The organism is Aquabacterium sp., from assembly GCF_021768455.1.
Classification (GTDB): Bacteria; Pseudomonadota; Gammaproteobacteria; order Burkholderiales; family Burkholderiaceae_C; genus Aquabacterium.
Map to the genome: position 1 here is coordinate 1 of NZ_JAIZVX010000086.1, position 18,680 is coordinate 18,680.

General features: G+C 64.6%; 15 protein-coding genes. 12 read left to right on the forward strand and 3 right to left on the reverse strand.

All coding sequences use genetic code 11. The annotated features are described in order from the left end of the window. From QZ994_RS12220 to QZ994_RS12255, 8 genes are all read left to right on the forward strand, one after another. Positions 1-406 (forward strand): RNA-binding S4 domain-containing protein (locus QZ994_RS12220; protein ID WP_290871747.1); only part of this gene is annotated, 406 nt, incomplete at its 5' end. 130 nt (positions 407-536) lie between these two features. Continuing rightward, complete coding sequence (gene grpE / locus QZ994_RS12225; protein WP_290871749.1) at positions 537-1,082, forward strand: nucleotide exchange factor GrpE; 546 nt, start codon at positions 537-539, stop codon at positions 1,080-1,082. 151 nt (positions 1,083-1,233) lie between these two features. Beyond that, the gene (gene dnaK / locus QZ994_RS12230) at positions 1,234-3,180 is read left to right on the forward strand and encodes a molecular chaperone DnaK (RefSeq protein ID WP_290871752.1); all 1,947 of its coding nucleotides are present in this window, start codon (positions 1,234-1,236) and stop codon (positions 3,178-3,180) included. 117 nt (positions 3,181-3,297) lie between these two features. After that, positions 3,298-4,446: a molecular chaperone DnaJ gene (gene dnaJ, locus QZ994_RS12235; RefSeq protein ID WP_290871754.1), complete on the forward strand. Its 1,149-nt coding sequence runs from the start codon at positions 3,298-3,300 to the stop codon at positions 4,444-4,446. Positions 4,447-4,672: 226 nt separating this feature from the next. Then, positions 4,673-6,325, forward strand: a complete 1,653-nt coding sequence (locus QZ994_RS12240; RefSeq protein ID WP_290871756.1) for a tetratricopeptide repeat-containing response regulator — start codon at positions 4,673-4,675, stop codon at positions 6,323-6,325. 16 nt (positions 6,326-6,341) lie between these two features. Continuing rightward, on the forward strand, positions 6,342-6,965 hold the full coding sequence (locus QZ994_RS12245; RefSeq protein ID WP_290871758.1) for a HAMP domain-containing sensor histidine kinase: 624 nt from the start codon (positions 6,342-6,344) through the stop codon (positions 6,963-6,965). A gap of 202 nt (positions 6,966-7,167) precedes the next feature. Further along, the gene (locus QZ994_RS12250; RefSeq protein ID WP_290871760.1) at positions 7,168-10,050 is read left to right on the forward strand and encodes a PAS domain-containing methyl-accepting chemotaxis protein; all 2,883 of its coding nucleotides are present in this window, start codon (positions 7,168-7,170) and stop codon (positions 10,048-10,050) included. Continuing rightward, a complete protein-coding gene (locus QZ994_RS12255; RefSeq protein WP_290871762.1) occupies positions 10,050-11,699 on the forward strand; it encodes a chemotaxis protein CheW in 1,650 nt (549 codons plus the stop codon). Before QZ994_RS12250 ends, QZ994_RS12255 begins: the two co-directional genes overlap by 1 nt. Here QZ994_RS12255 and QZ994_RS12260 read toward each other — a convergent pair whose 3' ends face one another. Further along, positions 11,700-13,964, reverse strand: a complete 2,265-nt coding sequence (locus QZ994_RS12260; RefSeq protein ID WP_290871764.1) for an arginine/lysine/ornithine decarboxylase — start codon at positions 13,962-13,964, stop codon at positions 11,700-11,702. A 177-nt stretch (positions 13,965-14,141) separates the two neighbouring features. Here QZ994_RS12260 and QZ994_RS12265 point away from each other — a divergent pair, with 177 nt between their 5' ends. The 3 genes from QZ994_RS12265 to QZ994_RS12275 are packed head-to-tail and all read left to right on the forward strand — an operon-like array spanning position 14,142 to position 15,938. Further along, entirely contained in the window at positions 14,142-14,573 is a 432-nt protein-coding gene (locus QZ994_RS12265) for an NfeD family protein (protein WP_290871766.1), read from the forward strand. A 12-nt stretch (positions 14,574-14,585) separates the two neighbouring features. After that, positions 14,586-15,497: a stomatin-like protein gene (locus QZ994_RS12270; protein WP_290871768.1), complete on the forward strand. Its 912-nt coding sequence runs from the start codon at positions 14,586-14,588 to the stop codon at positions 15,495-15,497. A gap of 39 nt (positions 15,498-15,536) precedes the next feature. Then, complete coding sequence (locus QZ994_RS12275; protein ID WP_290871770.1) at positions 15,537-15,938, forward strand: DUF2237 domain-containing protein; 402 nt, start codon at positions 15,537-15,539, stop codon at positions 15,936-15,938. Between the two features lie 45 nt (positions 15,939-15,983). Here the strand turns inward: QZ994_RS12275 and QZ994_RS12280 are convergent, their stop codons facing one another. Both QZ994_RS12280 and QZ994_RS12285 read right to left on the reverse strand, forming a co-directional pair. Next, positions 15,984-16,535 (reverse strand): peptide deformylase, encoded by a 552-nt coding sequence (locus tag QZ994_RS12280; RefSeq protein ID WP_290871772.1) that lies wholly within the window; start codon positions 16,533-16,535, stop codon positions 15,984-15,986. A gap of 15 nt (positions 16,536-16,550) precedes the next feature. Beyond that, complete coding sequence (locus QZ994_RS12285; RefSeq protein WP_290871774.1) at positions 16,551-17,216, reverse strand: TetR/AcrR family transcriptional regulator; 666 nt, start codon at positions 17,214-17,216, stop codon at positions 16,551-16,553. 156 nt (positions 17,217-17,372) lie between these two features. On the opposite strand from QZ994_RS12285, the gene QZ994_RS12290 reads away from it, so the two are divergent. Beyond that, positions 17,373-18,680 (forward strand): efflux transporter outer membrane subunit (locus tag QZ994_RS12290; RefSeq protein ID WP_290871776.1); only part of this gene is annotated, 1,308 nt, incomplete at its 3' end.

Below are 18,680 nucleotides of genomic sequence, written 5' to 3' on the forward strand. Positions count from 1 at the left end.
GGACGAAAAAGTCCGTTTGGACAAGTGGCTGTGGGCCGCTCGGTTTTTCAAGACCCGCAGCCTGGCCAGCGATGAAATCGACAAGGGCCGCATTCTGGTGAACGATCAGGTGGCCAAGGCCTCTCGCGAACTCAAGTCCGGTGACAGGGTCGACATCCGCCAGACGGGTGGCCTGGTCCGCACGGTGGTGGTGACTGCGCTGAGCACCGTTCGCAGCGGCGCGCCGATCGCAGCCCTGCTCTATGAGGAAACAGCAGAGAGCCTGGCCCGCAAGCAGGCGCATGCCGAACAGCGCCGCCAGGGCGTGGAGCCCGCCGACGCCATCGAACAGGGCCGCCCCACCAAGCGCGACCGGCGCCAGCTGGCCGACTGGCAGCGTTGGTCGGCCAGCGTCGACGAGGGCTGAGCCCAGGCCTGCGGCCCTGGGCGGCCAACGCTGTTACAAAATTTCGCCTTTCCTGGCCCATCTGCCCCTTGAAAGCCGGCAGATCGCCCTGATATCCACAAGGTTTTCGCAATCCAACACAGCCAACAAGATGAGCGACACGAGCCAAACGCCCGCAGCCAACGACCTGCCTCCCGAAGCCGACACGCCCGCCACCGAAGGCGCCGTTTCGCTGGAACAGCAACTGGCCGACCTGCAGGCCAAGCACACCGAGGTCTCTGACGCCTACCTGCGCGCCAAGGCCGAAGCCGAGAACACCCGTCGCCGTGCCGAAGAAGAGATCAGCAAGGCCCGCAAGTTTGCGGTCGAGTCCTTTGCCGAGAGCCTGCTGCCGGTGCGCGACAGCCTGGAGGCCGCCCTGGCCTCTCACGCCGCCAAGCCCGACACCCCGGTAGAAACCGTGCTGGAAGGCGTGACCGCCACCCTGCGCCAGCTGGCATCGGCCCTGGAGCGCAACAAGGTGGTCGAGATCAACCCGGCTGCCGGCACCAAGTTCGACCCGCATTACCACCAGGCCATCAGCATGGTGCCTGCCGAGCAGGAAGCCAACACCGTGGTCGGCGTGCTGCAAAAGGGCTACTCGATTGCCGAGCGCGTGCTGCGCCCTGCCCTCGTCACCGTGGCCGCCCCCAAGTAAAGCGGCCTCATCCACGGCGTCGAACGCCCCGCCTCACAAGATCTGCCCCTGTTTGCGTCAGGGCCTCTTGAAAACGGCAAAGGCGTTCACACATGCGAACCAAGCGGGGGCCGCAGCGGCCTCCAAACCAGATACCCCTTAGGAGCAAAACATGGGCAAGATCATCGGCATCGACCTGGGCACCACCAACTCGTGCGTGGCCATCATGGAAGGCAACACCACGAAAGTGATCGAAAACAGCGAAGGTGCTCGCACCACGCCGTCGATCATCGCTTACCAGGAAGACGGTGAAGTGCTGGTTGGCGCCTCGGCCAAGCGCCAGGCTGTGACCAACCCCAAGAACACGCTGTACGCGGTGAAGCGCCTGATCGGTCGCAAGTTCACCGAGAAGGAAGTGCAGAAGGACATCGACCTGATGCCCTACACCATCGCAGCCGCCGACAACGGCGACGCCTGGGTGGAAGTGCGCGGCAAGAAGATGGCGCCTCCCCAGGTGTCGGCCGAAGTGCTGCGCAAGATGAAGAAGACCGCCGAAGACTACCTCGGCGAAGAAGTGACCGAAGCCGTGATCACGGTGCCGGCCTACTTCAATGACGCACAGCGTCAGGCCACGAAGGACGCCGGCCGCATCGCTGGCCTAGAAGTCAAGCGCATCATCAACGAACCCACCGCAGCCGCTCTGGCCTTCGGCCTGGACAAGCATGGCGCCGGTGACCGCAAGATCGCCGTGTACGACCTGGGTGGCGGCACGTTCGACGTGTCCATCATCGAAATCGCCGACGTGGACGGCGAAAAGCAGTTCGAAGTGCTGTCGACCAACGGCGACACCTTCCTGGGCGGCGAAGACTTCGACCAGCGCATCATCGACTTCATCATCTCCGAGTTCAAGAAGGAACAAGGCGTTGACCTGTCGAAGGATGTGCTGGCCCTGCAGCGCCTGAAGGAAGCCGCCGAAAAGGCCAAGATCGAGCTCTCGAGCAACTCGCAGACCGACGTCAACCTGCCTTACATCACGGCCGACGCCACCGGTCCGAAGCACCTGAACGTCAAGCTGACCCGCGCCAAGCTGGAAAGCCTGGTCGAAGAACTGATCGAGCGCACCATCGCCCCCTGCCGCATGGCCATCAAGGATGCAGGCGTGAGCGTGGCCGACATCCAGGACGTGATCCTGGTCGGTGGCATGACCCGCATGCCCAAGGTGCAGGAGAAGGTCAAGGAATTCTTCGGCAAGGACCCGCGCAAGGACGTGAACCCTGACGAAGCCGTGGCCGTGGGCGCTGCCGTGCAAGGTCAGGTGCTGGCCGGTGACCGCACCGACGTGCTGCTGCTGGACGTGACCCCGCTGTCCCTGGGCATCGAGACCCTGGGTGGCGTCATGACCAAGATGATCGGCAAGAACACGACCATCCCGACCAAGTTCGCCCAGACCTTCTCCACCGCCGACGACAACCAGCCGGCCGTGACCATCAAGGTCTTCCAGGGTGAGCGCGAAATGGCCTCGGGCAACAAGATGCTGGGCGAGTTCAACCTCGAAGGCATCCCGCCCGCACCGCGTGGCACGCCTCAGATCGAAGTGTCGTTCGACATCGACGCCAACGGCATCCTGCACGTGGGCGCCAAGGACAAGGCCACGGGCAAGGAAAACAAGATCACCATCAAGGCTAACTCGGGTCTGTCGGAAGACGAAATCCAGAAGATGGTCAAGGACGCGGAACTCAACGCGGCCGAAGACAAGAAGAAGCTGGAACTGGTGCAGGCCAAGAACCAGGGCGATGGCCTGGTGCACAGCGTGCGCAAGTCGCTGACCGAATACGGCGACAAGCTTGACGCCGGTGAGAAGGAAAAGATCGAAGCCGCGATCAAGGACGTCGAAGAAGCCATCAAGGGCGACGACAAGGACGACATCGAGGCCAAGACCAACACCCTGATGACCGCCAGCCAGAAGCTGGGTGAGAAGATGTATGCCGACATGCAGGCCGCCCAGGGCGCTGCCGGTGCCGAAGGCGCGCAAGCCGCCGGTGGCGCCGGTGCCGAACAGGCCAAGCCTGCCGACGACAACGTGGTCGACGCCGAGTTCAAGGAAGTGAAGAAGGACTGATTCGGCTTCTGACTCTCAGCCGACGGGGCACAGGCTGTGTGAGCGCAAGCTCATGCCCTGTGCCTTTGTCGGATCCAGACCCGATACAGCGACCCGTTCGCTCAGCCTCTCAAGACCATGGCAAAACGCGATTTTTATGAAGTACTCGGGCTCGCCAAGGGCGCGTCCGACGAAGAGATCAAGAAGGCCTACCGCAAGCTGGCCATGAAGCATCACCCTGACCGCAACCAGGGTGACAAGGCCAAGGAAGCCGAAGAGAAGTTCAAGGAGGTCAAAGAGGCCTACGAGATGCTCTCGGACCCCAAGAAGAAGGCTGCTTATGACCAGTATGGCCACGCCGGTGTCGACCCCAACATGGGTGGCGGGCGCGGTGGCCCCGAGGGCTTCGGCGGCTTCGCCGACGCCTTCGGCGACATCTTCGGCGACATCTTTGGCCAGGGTGGTGGCGGTGGCCAGCGCCGTGGTGGCGGTGGCCCACAGGTCTACCGTGGCAGCGACCTGTCCTACGCGATGGAAATCACGCTGGAAGAGGCTGCTGCCGGCAAGGACACCCAGATCCGCATCCCGGCCTGGGACGAATGCGGTGTCTGCCATGGCTCCGGCGCCAAGCCCGGCACCAGCGCCAAGACCTGCCCGACCTGCAATGGCGCGGGCACCGTGCACATGCGCCAGGGCTTTTTCAGCGTGCAGCAGACCTGTCCTCACTGCCAGGGCACCGGCAAGGTGATCCCCGAGCCGTGCACGGCCTGCCACGGCCAGGGCAAGGTCAAGAAGACCAAGACGCTGGAAGTGAAGATCCCCGCCGGCATCAACGAAGGCATGCGCATCCGCTCGGCCGGCAATGGCGAGCCTGGCACCAATGGCGGCCCGGCCGGCGACCTCTACATCGAGATCCGCATCAAGCAACACGAGATTTTCGAGCGCGATGGCGACGACCTGCACTGCTCCGTGCCCGTGCCCATGACCAGTGCGGCCCTGGGCGGCTCGATCGAGGTGCCCACCCTGGGTGGCAAGGCCGAGATCGAGATCCCCGAAGGCACGCAGCACGGCAAGACATTCCGCCTGCGTGGCAAGGGCATCAAGGGCATCCGCTCGAGCTACCCGGGTGACCTGTACTGCCACATTTCGGTTGAGACACCGGTCAAGCTCACCGAGCACCAGCGCAAGCTGCTCAAGGAACTGGACGAGTCCTTCCGCAAGGGCGGGGAAAAGCATTCCCCCAATTCCAAGAGTTGGACGGACCGCGTGAAGAACATCTTCAAGTGAGCCGCGCGCCGTGCAGGGGCACGGCCTGTTCTCCCACTCCCAGACGGCGCCATGTGCGCCGTTTTTTCATGGCGCGGCAAAAAGTTGCCAGCCGAGACACATCCGGCTCAAGTTCACTTTCACATGGCCGAAACCTCGTTCGTGGAGGCCCGTGCATCCGGCACGCAGCCTCCCGCGTGGCGCACCGCTTTGTGTGCCGTCCATGCAAGCATGAGAGCAAGGTGCCATGGCGACCATCATCACCCCCTACACCCACCTGACGGCTTTGATCATCGACGACATGGCCACCCAGCAGACCACCTTGCGTGGGCAACTGGCCATGCTGGGCGTCAGCAAGGTGGAGCAGGCCACCACACCGGATGATGCGATGCGCCAGATCAAGGCCAAGCGCTACAACCTCATCCTCTGCGACTACAACCTCAACAACAAGACCGACGGGCAGCAACTCTTCGAGTTCGCGCGCGACAACAAGCTGCTGGCGCCCGACTGCCTCTTCTTCATGGTGACGGCCGAAGGCGCTTATGCCTCGGTGGCCTCGGCCACGGAGCATGCCCCCGACGCCTACCTGCTCAAGCCCATCACGGCCAGCGACATCGAAGAGCGGCTCAAGACCATGCTGGACAAGCGCCAGGTGCTCTTGCCCATCAACCAGAAACTGGAGCGTGACGACCTGGCCGGCGCCCTCGCCGAGTGCGACAAGGTGCTGGCCAAGCCCAACCGCTGGGCCATGCAGGCCATCCAGACAAAGGGGCAGTGCCTGTTGCAACTGGGGCGCCATGAAGATGCCAAAGCCGTGTACCGCGCCGTGTTGGAGCAGCGCCCGAACCTGGTCTGGGCCGAACTGGGACTGGCCCGGGCTCACAAGGCGGCGGGGCAGTTCGAAGAAGCCAAGATGCTGGCCCAGGGCATCATCCAGTCACGCGACGGCGAGAAAAACGTGGCTGCCTATGACGTGGTGGCCGAGGCCCTGGAAGCCCAGGGTGACACCTGGGCGGCCCAGGCCGTGCTGCGCGATGCCGCCAGTGTGGTGCCGTCGGCCCGTCGCCACCGACTGCTGGGCGAGGTGGCCTACCGCAATGGGGACCTCGACACCGCCAAGGAGAGCCAACTGAAGGTGGCCAAGGCCACCAAAGGTTCGGTGGTGGCGCAGGCGCAGGACACGCTGTCTCTGGCGCAAACCCTGGTTGACCGCCACGAAGCCCAAGACGCCATTGCGCTCCTGGCCGAGGGAGCAGGGGCATGGCGAAACAACCCCCAGTTCGAGAGTGCATCGCTGGCCGTGAAGGTGCAGGCCCAGGTGCGCGCAGGTGACGCAGAGGGCGCCGCCAGGACACTGGAGAAGGCGCGCAACGTTCTGCGCAAGGGCAAGGCCGACTTCAACACCATTGCGCTGGCCAAGGCCGAACTGCTGTGTGGTCACGAAGAAGCCGGGCTCAAGCTGCTGGAAGCCGCGGTCAGCGCTGACCACGAAAACCCGCGCGTGAAGCAGATGATCGGCAATGCGCTGAAGGAAACGGGTCACGAGGACAAGATCCATCAGGTTATCGAGTCGGCAGCTGCAGGGCTGGAAAACCGCGTGAAGGACGCTCGCAAGCTGCTGCGCGACAGCCAGGTTGACGAGGCGATCGCCGCCATCGAGGCCGCGGTGAAGGACTACCCGGAAAACACTGGCGTGCTGCTGCAGGCCGCGCAGATCAACTGCATGTCGCTGCGCCTGAAGAAGGAGCTCAACGCGGCCACCGTGGAGCGCGTGCGCATTTACCTGCAACGCCTGGAAAAGCTGATGCCAGCCAATGACCGCGTCACGCAGATGCGGCGCTACTTCCGCGAAACCATGGGTGCGCTGCAGGATCCCGCGCCCACGGCCGTGAACCATTGAGCGACCGAGGCACCGCATGATTCCCGATGGCGTGGCCCTCATCGCCCACGACCTCAAGAACGCCCTCGGCTGGCTGGAGAACGACCTCGCCCGCCTGTGCGAAGCCCCTACCCGCGCCATGGCCCATGAGGCCCATGCGCACTGCGTGGGTCTGCAGCGTCGATTTGTGCACTTCCTCACGCTCTACGGTGCCGCAGATGGTCTGCCCACCCATTGCGAAGACGAATCCCCGCTGGACTTGATCGACCTGCTCGTCGCACACCCCCTGTTGCCCACGCAAAGCCCTCACCTGAGCCTCGCCCGGGGGGACTGCGCGACCGCGCCGCTGTTCTGGTACTTCGACCACCGGCTCGTGCACATGGCCCTGGAGGCCGCGCTGCACAACGCCGCCCGTTTCGCCCGCCATCGCATCACGCTGGATGCAGCCGTGCGGGATGGGCAGCTGGTGTTTGGCATCGACGACGATGGCCCAGGTCTGGGGTGCGAAGACGCCTCGCCTCAGTCCGCCCAGTCCACCGGCCTGGGGACCGCCCTGTGCACGGCCGTTGCCCAGGCACACCGTTGTGGCACACGCCAGGGCAGCGTTCGGCTGAGCCCGCGGCCCGAAGGCGGCACCCGCTTCGAGCTCTGGCTGCCCTGAGGCCAGACAACGGTTCGTGCGCTCTTGCGCATTCCGTCTCGGAAAGTGGCAAAAGTGCGCAAGGCAAGGCTACATCGCACGCCAAGTTGGCCGATGACCGTACATCCTCCAGGGCGAAGAGGCCCTGTGGTGTCAACCGGCTGATGTGCCAGGTGACACGTGCAGCACGCTTTCTGCTGCCATTTTTGTCAGATGCCGAACCATGCCCCACACCCACAACGAGGTGCCCATGCTGAACGAGACCCCCACTCAGCGACCTGAGATGAGCCTGATGCAACTGCAAGCACTCTGGATGGGGCTGGAAGCACATGGGATCATGAACCTGCGCTTTGATCTCGATCCCGAGGGGCGCTTCACCTATGTCAGCGATCCGCTGAAGGCCTTGCTCAAGCACGATGGCGGCACCAACCTGCTGGGGCTGACCTTCGAGAACATCCTGTACGCCACCACCGCGCTGGACCAGTGGGCCATCGCCCTGGACCAGGCCGTGAGCGGGCAGCCCAGCACCCTCGAGTGCGCGGTGCGGGGTGCCACGGGTGAACGGTCGATGATCAAGATCGTGCTGGTCGGTGTGCTCGACGAGCATGGCCGAGCCAGCCAGGTGGTCGGCACCGCAGCAGACATCACGGAGCGCTCTTCACAGTTGGGCGACTTCCACCACCTGCGCGAGGCCTTCAACAAGGGGCGCCCGACGGCCGAGTTCGCCATGGATGGCAGCATCACCATGGCCAACGAACTCTACGCTGATCTCTGCGGCCACAAGCACGCACAGCTGATCGGCATGAACCTGTCTGCGCTGTGCATCAAGGAGCACGTCAGCAGTGAAACCTACCGCCAGTTCTGGGCTGACTTGTGCGCAGGCAAGCAGTGCCGCGGTGAATTCGCCCGCGTGCGCAAGGACGGTCAGACCTATTGGATACGCGCCAGCTACATCCCCTTTTCCGACATCTACGGCAAACCGAACAAGGTCATCGAGTTCGCCGTCGACATCACGGCGGAGAAACTCCTGGCCAGCGAATACCTGGGCAAGGTCAATGCCATCGACCGCTCACAGGCGGTCATCGAGTTCACGCCAGATGGGACCGTTCTGTCGGCCAACGAAAACTTCCTGAAGCTGTTTGGCTACGAGGCCACCGACGTGATCGGGCAGAACCACCGTCTGTTCTGTGAGCCCACCGTGGTGGCTCGACCCGATTACCGCACCTTCTGGATCAGCCTTGCCCAAGGTGAATTCAAATCTGGCGAGTTCAAGCGCCTGGGCGCCGGTGGCAAGGAAATCTGGATCCAGGCGACCTACAACCCCATTTTCGATTTCGACGGACGGGTGTGCAAGGTCGTCAAGTTCGCCATGGACGTGACGGAAGCCAAACTCAGGCAGGCCGAGTTCAAGGGCAAGGTCCAGGCCATGGACCGGGCGCAGGCCGTGGTCGAGTTCGACCTCAAGGGCCACGTGCTGAACGCCAACGACAACTTCCTCAAGCTCATGGGCTATGAGCTCAATGAAGTGGTCGGCAAGCACCACATGATCTTCTGCGAACCCAGCTATGTGAAGAGCCAGGAATACGCCGACTTCTGGACCCGCCTGGGCCACGGAGAGTTCGAGACCAGCGAATACCGCCGGTTCACCAAGATGGGCAAGGATGTCTGGATCCAGGCCACCTACAACCCCATCTTTGATGCCAGTGGCAAGCCCATCAAGGTGGTGAAGTTCGCCCAGGACGTGACCGCGCTCAAGCTGCGCAATGCCGAGTTCGAAAGCCTCATCAACGCCGTGAACCGCGGCCAGGCCGTCATCGAGTTCGACATGGAAGGCAAGGTCATCACGGCGAACGGCAATTTCCTCTCGCTGATGGGCTACCGCCTGGACGAAATCAAGGGGCGCCACCACCGCATGTTCCTGGACGAAGCCGAGGCCAGCAGCCTGACCTACTCCGCCTTCTGGGAGCGACTGAACCGTGGCGAGTTCGACGGTGGCGAGTACAAACGCCTGGCCAAGGACCGCAAGGAAGTCTGGATCAGCGCCACCTACAACCCGATCTTCGACGTCAATGGCAAGCCCGTGAAGGTGGTGAAGTTCGCCAACGACATCACCGATGCCCGCAACAGCAGCGTCGAGAACGAGGGTCGCATCAACGCCATCAACCGCGCGCAAGCCGTGGTGGAGTTCGACCTCGATGGCAATGTGCGCCAGGCCAACGACAACTTCCTGCACCTCATGGGCTACGCCATGCGAGAAGTGCAAGGCAAGCACCACTCGATGTTCTGCAGCCCGGAACACATCATGACCACCGAGTACCGAGACTTCTGGAACGCCCTCAACAAGGGCGAATACCTCAGCGGGCGATTCTGTCGGACCGGCAAATACGGCCGGCAGGTCTGGCTGCTGGCCACCTACAACCCCATCCTCGACCAGCGCGGGCAGGTGGTGAAGATCGTGGAATTCGCCATGGACATCACGGCGCAGGTCGAACTGGAAGAACAGATCCAGGCCCAGACCAAGCAGATGGAAGAGGCGATGGTCATCCTGGGCGAGAACTTCAAGCAGATCAACGAGAACACCAGCTCGGCCCAACGCATCGTGGCCAAGACCGAAGAAGAGGCACAGAACAGCCTCTCGACCTTGAACCAGTCGATCGAAAGCATCGAGCAGGTCCGGGAGTCTTCGGAAGAAATCCGTACCATCGTCAACCTCATCAGTGACATCGCCAGCCAGACCAACCTGCTGGCCTTCAACGCTGCCATCGAGGCGGCCCGCGCCGGTGAGCATGGCCTGGGCTTTGCCGTGGTGGCCGCCGAGGTGCGACGCCTGGCCGAACGCTCTGCCGTCTCGGCCCGCGACGTGAGCCGCCTGGTGGACGAGACCACCAAACGCGTGGCGGTCGGTTCGGACTCCGTCAACAAGTTCGGCATGGCCTACCAGGAGGTGACGCAATCGATGGCAGCCATGCTCCAGGCGATCAAGGACGTGCACGCCGCCACCGACAGCCAGCAACACATCGCGCACGAGGTGGACTTCCTGGTCAAGGACCTCCTGGCCACCGCGGCCAAGCGCCTGTCGGCCAACAACAGCACCGAAAGACGCTGATGGACAGCCCCGCCGTCACCGAATCGGATGCCGGCCCTTCAGCCGGTCTCATCACGGCCATGACGGTCGTGGCCGTGGCCTCGGGTGACTCGGCCCAGGCCGCGGCAGCGGGCGTCACCCACATGGGCCTGCTCAAACTGGGCGAGATCGAACTGGCCGTTCCCTCGCAGTACATGCGCGAGGCCATCCCCTGCCCTACCCGCTTCAGCCGTCTGCCCACCAGTTCGGATGCCGTGGTCGGTGCGGTCGATGTGCGTGGCGACATCATTCCCGTGCTCGACCTGCGCCCCAGCCTGGGCATTGCGGCGAGCTTCGAGGGCCTCAAGCGCGTGGTGATCGTCATGCACCGCGATCGCATCTTCGGCATCGTGGTCGACGCCTTGGGCGGTGTGCTGGCCATTCCCACGGCCAGTTCTCGTCCGCTGGACTTCGTGAACCCGACGGGCGCGCCCCTGATCCGCGAGGTCTTCTCGATGGACGAAGGTCAGCGTGTGGTCAGCGTGCTGTGCCTGGACGGGATCATGAGCATGGCCAACGTGCCGGTCACGCTGACCCAGGGCCGAGCATCAGGCCAGACGGCCGCGGTGCAGCGGCGGGTGACCCAGGTCTGGCGTCCCTATGTCATGTTCGAATGCGGCCACACCCGCCTGGCCATGAACGCCGATGTGGTCGACACCGTGCTCGACATCGACAGCCTGGGCAGCACCTTCACCCCCAGTGCCGGTTGCCTCGGGGTGTTGCAGACCGAGCAGCGCAAACTGGCGGTGGTCGACCCTCTGGCCCTGCTGGACCTGGGGCGTGGCAGCACCTACTCCGATCGCCAGGTGCTGGTGCTCAAGGTGGGCAGCGACGCCGTGGGCCTGCTGGTTCGACAGGTCACCCGCATCGCCCGCCTGGACGAGGCCCTGAGCCGACCGGTGCCTGCCATGGCCTTCACGCGCTCCGAGATGTTCGAAGGCATGATGCCCATTGAAGACTTGGGCGATTACCTCAAGGTGTCGGCCAGCGCCCTGCTGGCGATGCCGGAGGTCACTTCCATGGCGAGCATCCATGGCCGCGCTGCACAGGCCCCTGCGGCCCTGGGTGGCGCCATGGGCAGCAAAGACGGCACGCAGGGCAGTCAGGGTGGCACGCGTCGCAGCGAAACCTACCTCACCTTCAAGGTCGACGTGGAACTCGCGACCGTGCTCAAGCAGGTTCGCGAGATCCTGCCCGTGCCATTGAGCATCACGCCCATCGAGCGCCCCGGTGACCCGCGCGTCGGGCTGTTCACGCACCGTGAGCAGGTCGTCACCATCGTGGATCTGGCCGATCTGTGCGGTGCACCGCCCACGGCTTGCGGTGCCGAAGCCCGCCTGTTGCTGGTCGACGGTCAACAGGGCTGTGTGGCGTTCCTGGTGCCAGAGGTCTTCACCATCGAGCAGGCGCAATGGGAACACGCCGCCATCGCGCTCGACCAGTTCCGTCGTGGTGACGAACTGCAGCTGGCCGTGCGCACCCGCGCCTTGCTGACCTTCGGGCAGAGTGGCCGCAGCCGCGGCGTGCAGGCACTCGACCTGCAACGCATCACCCGCGCACTGGAAACACAGTGGGCGCCCACGGGCAGCGCCGCACCGGAGGCCGCCAACGACGCGGTGGCCGCAGCCTGATCAGCCTTCGCTCTTGACGCAGTCCACGTAGTAGCGCACGCCCCCGCCGGGCAGCTCTTCGGCCACGAGGCCGTGCACATCGGTGGCGAAGCCGGGGAAGGCCGCGTTGAAGGCACGCGTGAACTTCAGGAAGTCCACGATCTTCTTGTTGAAGCGCTCACCCGGGATCAGCAGCGGGATGCCCGGCGGGTAAGGCGTCAGCAGCGCCGTGGTGATGCGGCCTTCCAGCTCGTCGATGTCCACACGCTCGGTCTGGCGGCGGGCAATGCAGGCGTAGGCGTCGGAGGGCTTCATGGCCGGCTCCAGGCCCGAGAGGTACACGTCCGTGGTCAGGCGGGCGATGTCGCCCTTGGCATAGGCTTCGTGGATGCTCTGGCAGAGGTCCTTGAGGCCCATGCGCTCGTACTTCGGGTGCTTCTGGCAGAACTCGGGCAGCACGCGCCACAGCGGCTGGTTCTTGTCGTAGTCGTCCTTGAACTGCTGCAGGGCCGTCAGCATGGTGTTCCAGCGGCCCTTGGTGATGCCGATGGTGAACATGATGAAGAAGCTGTAGAGGCCGGTCTTCTCGACCACCACGCCATGCTCGGCCAGGTACTTGGTGACGATGCTGGCGGGGATGCCGGTCTTGGCAAACTTGCCCGACACGTCCAGGCCCGGGGTGATGATGGTCGACTTGATCGGGTCGAGCATGTTGAAGCCGTCGGCCAGGTTGCCGAAGCCGTGCCATTTCTCGTTGGCCTTGAGCACCCAGTCCGAGGGCTTGCCGATGTCGCCGGTGACCAGCTTGTCCGGGCCCCAGACCTTGAACCACCAGTCTTTGCCGTATTCCTTGTCGACCTTGCGCATGGCGCGGCGGAAGTCCAGCGCCTCCTTGATCGACTCTTCCACCAGCGCGGTGCCGCCCGGGGGCTCCATCATCGCGGCGGCCACATCGCACGAGGCGATGATGGCGTACTGCGGCGAGGTGGAGGTGTGCATCAGGTAGGCCTCGTTGAAGAGGTTGCGGTCCAGCGGCACGGTTTGCGAATCTTGCACCAGGACGTGCGAAGCCTGCGACAGGCCGGCCAGCAGCTTGTGCGTGGACTGGGTGGCGTAGACCACGGCCTCCTTCGGGCGCTGACGGCCCTTGCCCATGGCGTGGTACATGCCGTAGAACTTGTGGAAGGCGGCGTGCGGCAACCAGGCTTCGTCGAAGTGCAGGTTGTCGATCCAGCCATCGAGCATGCCCTTGATGGTCTCGGTGTTGTAGAGCACGCCGTCGTAGGTGCTCTGCGTGATCGTCAGGATGCGGGGCTTGGCCTTCTTCGCGTCCACACCCTTGAGCAGCGGGTTGGCGGCAATCTTCTTGCGGATGGTGTCCGGCTCGAATTCGCTTTGCGGGATGGGGCCGATGATGCCGAAGTGGTTGCGCGTGGGCGTCAGGAACACGGGGATGGCCCCGGTCATGATGATGCTGTGCAGGATGGACTTGTGGCAGTTGCGGTCCACCACGACGATGTCGCCCGGGGCCACGGTGTGGTGCCACACCATCTTGTTGGACGTGGACGTGCCGTTGGTGACGAAGAAGCAGTGGTCGGCGTTGAAGATGCGCGCGGCGTTTTTCTCCGACTCGTAGACCGGGCCGGTGTGGTCCAGCAGCTGTCCGAGTTCTTCCACGGCGTTGCACACGTCGGCGCGCAGCATGTTCTCGCCAAAGAACTGGTGGAACATCTGGCCCACCGGGCTCTTCAGGAAGGCCACGCCGCCGGAGTGGCCAGGGCAGTGCCAGGAGTAGGAGCCATCCTGGGCGTAGTCCATCAGCGCCTTGAAGAAGGGCGGGGCCAGGCCGTCGAGGTAGCTCTTGGCTTCGCGGATGATGTGACGCGCCACGAACTCGGGCGTGTCTTCGAACATGTGGATGAAGCCGTGCAGCTCGCGCAGGATGTCGTTCGGGATGTGCTCCGACGTGCGCGTTTCGCCATACAGGTAGATGGGGATGTCGTTGTTCTTGAAGCGGATCTCTTCAATGAACTTGCGCAGGTTGAGCACGGCCGGGTCGAGCTCGGGGCCCGGGGTGAACTCTTCGTCGTCGATCGACAGGATGAAGGCACTGGCGCGGCTTTGCTGCTGCGCAAACTGGGAAAGGTCGCCGTAACTGGTGACGCCCAGGACTTCGAAGCCCTCTTTCTCGATGGCCTCGGCCAGCGCCCGGATCCCCAGACCCGAGGTGTTTTCAGAACGGTAGTCTTCGTCGATGATGACGATCGGGAAACGGAAACGCAGCATGGCCAGGCCCTGGTGAAACGAGATGGCGGGAGGGGATTCGGAAGATCGCGAAGTGTAGGGGCTGCGGCCGGCGTTTACCTTGAACGTTTCATGATATTTGCGTGAAAACCTGGGGTGGCTGCCGGTGCCACGCCGGGGCGACGTAAACTGCGCTGCACAAGAGGGGAGACGCGTGGTATGAGCGAATCGACGCTGTGGTGGATCGTGGCCGGATTTTTCGTCAGCCTGGAACTGCTGACCGGCACGTTTTACCTGCTGATGCTGGCCCTGGGCGCCCTGGGAGCCGGCTTGGCCGCGCTCGCCGGCCTGGACCAGTCGACGCAGATCGTCGTGGCCGCCCTGCTGGGTGGTGGCGCCGTCTATGTCTGGCACCGCCGCCTGCTGCGGCGCGGCGCCCTCGACACCGAGGGCTATGCCACCACCGGCCTGGGCTCCATCGACGTGGGGGAGCGCGTTCAGGTCAAGACCTGGGACAACGACGGCACCGCCCGTGTGCATTACCGAGGCAGCGAGTGGATGGCCCGCTTTCATGGCACGCATGTGCCGACCGCCGGGCTTCACCGCATCAAGGCCATCGAAAGCAATTACCTCGTTCTCGAACGGCTCTGAAGGTTTCGCCAAATGGAATTTGCCATCGTTTTGCTGGTCATCGCGGTGATCTTCGTGGCCAAGTCGGTCAAGGTCGTGCCGCAACAAAGCGCCTGGGTGCTGGAGCGCCTGGGCAAGTACCACGGCACCTTGACGGCCGGACTGAACGTGGTCGTGCCTTTCGTGGACAACATCGCCTACAAGCACTCCCTGAAAGAGGTGCCACTGGACGTGCCCAGCCAGGTCTGCATCACGAAGGACAACACCCAGTTGCAGGTCGACGGCATCCTGTATTTTCAGGTGACCGACCCGATGCGGGCCAGCTACGGATCGTCGAACTACCTGCTGGCCATCACGCAGCTGGCGCAGACCACCTTGCGCTCGGTGGTGGGCAAGATGGAGCTGGACAGGACCTTCGAGGAACGCGACCTGATCAACGCCGCGGTGGTGACCGCGCTGGACGAGGCCGCCTCCAGCTGGGGCGTGAAGGTGCTGCGATACGAGATCAAGGACCTCACCCCGCCAACCGAGATCCTGCACAGCATGCAGGCGCAGATCACGGCAGAGCGCGAAAAGCGCGCCCTGATTGCGGCCTCGGAAGGCCGGCGCCAGGAGCAGATCAACATTGCCACAGGTGAGCGTGAGGCCTTCATCGCCCGCTCGGAAGGCGCCAAGCAGGCAGAGATCAACAAGGCCCTGGGCGAAGCCGCGGCCATTGCTGCGGTGGCCGAGGCCACCGCTGAAGCCATCACCAAGATCGCGGCCGCCATCAAGCAGCCGGGCGGCCAGGACGCCGTGAACCTCAAGGTGGCCGAAAAGGCCGTGGAGGCCTACGCGCAGCTTGCCCAGAAGAACAACACCATGATCGTGCCGGGCAACATGAGCGAGGTCTCTGCCTTGATCGGCACGGCCATGACCCTGCTCAAGCAGCCCCCGAAGCTTTGAGGCAGGCTGTTGGCCGCGTGAACAAAGAGGAAGCAGGCCATGTCGACCGTTGAACTCACCCCCGGGCGCAATGTGCTGGGTGGCCCCCTGAGGGCATGTTCCTACGACCCGATCACGGGTTACTTCCGCGATGGCTGCTGTCGCACGCGGCGAGACGACACCGGCCTGCATGTGGTGTGCGTCAAGGTCACGGCCGACTTCCTGGCCTTTTCGATGAAGATCGGCAACGACCTCTCGACACCCCGGCCGGAATGGCGCTTCCCGGGCCTGAAGCCGGGGCAGCGCTGGTGCCTGTGTGCCAGCCGCTGGCTGGAAGCCTGGAAGGCCGGCGTGGCACCACCTGTGTCCCTCGAAGGCACCCATGAGCGGGCACTCGACGTGATCCCCCTGGACGTGCTGCAGGCCTTTGCCATCCAGCCGGTGAAGCCGGATCAGGGCTGAAGGGCCATTGGCATCGGGTGCTGGTGGGGCTGGTGCGGCGGCGCCTCAATCGTCAGCGTTCGCGTCCAGCCCCGGAAACAGCACCGAGGTGTAACCAAAGCGGGTGAAGTCGCGCACGCGCATGGGGTAGAGCTTGCCAAAGAGGTGGTCGCACTCGTGTTGCACCACCCGGGCGTGGAAGCCCTCGGCGATGCGATCGATGGGTGCGCCCCAGGGATCGACGCCCGTGTAGCGGATGCGGGAGAAACGCGGCACCACGCCTCGCAGCCCCGGCACCGACAGGCAGCCCTCCCAGCCTTCTTCTTCCGCCAGCACGCCGGCCTCGTCGGGCAAAGGCGTGATCACCGGGTTGATCAGCACGGTTTCGGGCACGGCAGGCGCGTCGGGGTAACGCAGGCTGCGGCCAAAGCCGAACACCACCACGGCCAGGTCGACGCCGATCTGGGGAGCGGCCAACCCGGCGCCCTGAGCATGGGCCATGGTCTCCTTCAGGTCGGTGATGAGGGCGTGCAAGGCGGGGGTGTCGAAGTCGGTGACCTGGGCGGCGGTGCGCAGCAGGCTCGGGTCGCCCATTTTCAGGATGTCGCGGATGGCCATGTTGGAAGGGATGGGTCAGATGGCAGGGATCGCGGGGGCCAGCAGCTCGCGCAACATCGCCGCGTGGGCCTTGCGCTGGGCAGCCAGGGCATCGTGCGGGTTGTCATCAAGGGCCAGCTGCCACATGGCGGCGAACACCCCTGGCGCCAGCAGCAGCCAGGGGGATTGTTTCACCACGCTGTCTCTCAGTGTGCCCTGGGCCACACCCTGTTGCACCAGCGCCTCGATGGCAGCGAGGTAGGGGTCGAGCACGGCCTGCCGCCAGCGGGCCACGTGTTCCTTGACGCGTGCGCCGTCTGAGAGCAGGAGGCGCAAGGTCAGGCGTTTTTGCGGGTCGTTGAAGGCGTCGTACATGCGGTCGAGCACGCGCTCGATCACGGTGTCCACCGTCACCCCTTCGCCAGGCTGACAGACCGGGCCGCCGCCTTCCATCGGGCACAGCGTGCGGTTGAGCAGGGCTTCGAAGATGTCTTCCTTGCTCTTGAAATGGGTGTAGATGCCGCCTTTGGAGAGGCCTGCCCGGGAGGCGATGTCGTCGATGCGGGTGCCGGTGTAACCCTCTTGCACAAAGGCCTGCAGGGCGGCGTCCAGGATCTGGTGGATGCGGGTGTCTGCGGGCAGGCGCTGGCGCGGGGTGGCGCGCGCCTCTGATGCCGAGGCTGCGGGGGCGGTGTGTGACATGGGGATGAAGGACATCGGGTGATGGCCGAAGCTTAGCGACCGACCATCCGGTTTCTCGTTGCGCTGCATCAAGGGCGGCCAAGGGCACGGCGCCTAAAGTCAAGCGAGATCATCCTTCCTCGGCCCGCCGCTGGCACCGCCGCTCACGAGACGCCCATGCGCCACCCTGCCTTATTTGCCGTCGCTGTGCTGTGCGCAGGCTGCACCAGCATGGCGCCGCCATACCAGCAGCCCCGGTTGCCTGTGCCCGAGCATTACGAGGGGGCCCGCGCCACCACACCGACCCTGACCGTGGCAGACCTCGACTGGCGCAGCGGTTTCACCGACCCCGCCCTGCAAGACCTGATCGAGCGCGCACTGCGCCACAACCGCGACCTGCGGGTGGCCACCTTGCGGGTAGAGGAGGCCCGCGCAGCCTATGGCATCCAGCGCGCCGACCAGTGGCCCAGCGCCCAGGCCACCTTGGGGATGCAGCGCAGCCGCCTGCCCGCGCTGCCGCCGCTGACCCGGCAGCCAACCTTGTTGACCGGATACAGCGCCATGCTGGCGAGTTCCAGCTGGGAGCTGGATTTCTGGGGCCGTGTGCGCAGCCTGGAAGACAGTGCCCTGGAGCGTTTCCTCGCCAGCGACGAGGCACGCCGTGCGGTGACGCTTTCGCTCATCACCCATGTGGCAGACAGCTACCTCGCCCTGCGCGAGCTCGATGAGCGCCTGACCCTGGCGCGGCGCACAGTCGAAAGTCGCCAGGCCTCGCTGCGCATCTTCACGCGCCGGCAGGAAGTGGGCGCCAGTTCCAGGCTGGAACTCACCCAGGTGCAGACCCTGTTGGCCCAGGCCCAGGCTTTGTCGGCCCAACTCGGCCAGCAGCGCGCGGCCCAGGCCCACGCCCTGAGCTGGCTGGTGGGGGACGAGGCCCAGCCCACCGTGCCCGCAGGCGAACTGGCCGACACGGCCATCGCACCCGTGGTCGAAGCCGGTCTGCCCTCCGCCTTGCTGCTGGACCGCCCCGACCTCATCGCCGCCGAACACCAGCTGCGCGCAGCCCATGCCCAGATTGGCGCCGCCCGCGCGACCTTTTTCCCGACCATCGCCCTCACCGGTGGCGGGGGCAGCGCCAGCAGCGAACTGGGGCAGCTGTTCGACCTCAATGGCCGTGCCTGGACCCTGATGCCCCAGATCAGCCTGCCCATCTTCGATGGCGGTCGACGCCAGACCAACCTCACGCTGGCCGAGGTGCGGCGCGACATCGCGGTCGCGCAGTACGAACAGGCCATCCAGGGCGCATTCCGGGATGTGCAGGACGCGCTCTCGGCTCAAAGCGCCACGCAGGCCCTTCTGGCAATCCAGCGCCAGGCCCTGCAGGCCCAGAGCGAACGGGCTCGCCTGGCGCGGCTGCGCTACGACCATGGCGCCACCACCTTCCTGGAGGTGCTCGATGCCGAGCGCGACCTGCTGACCGCCGAA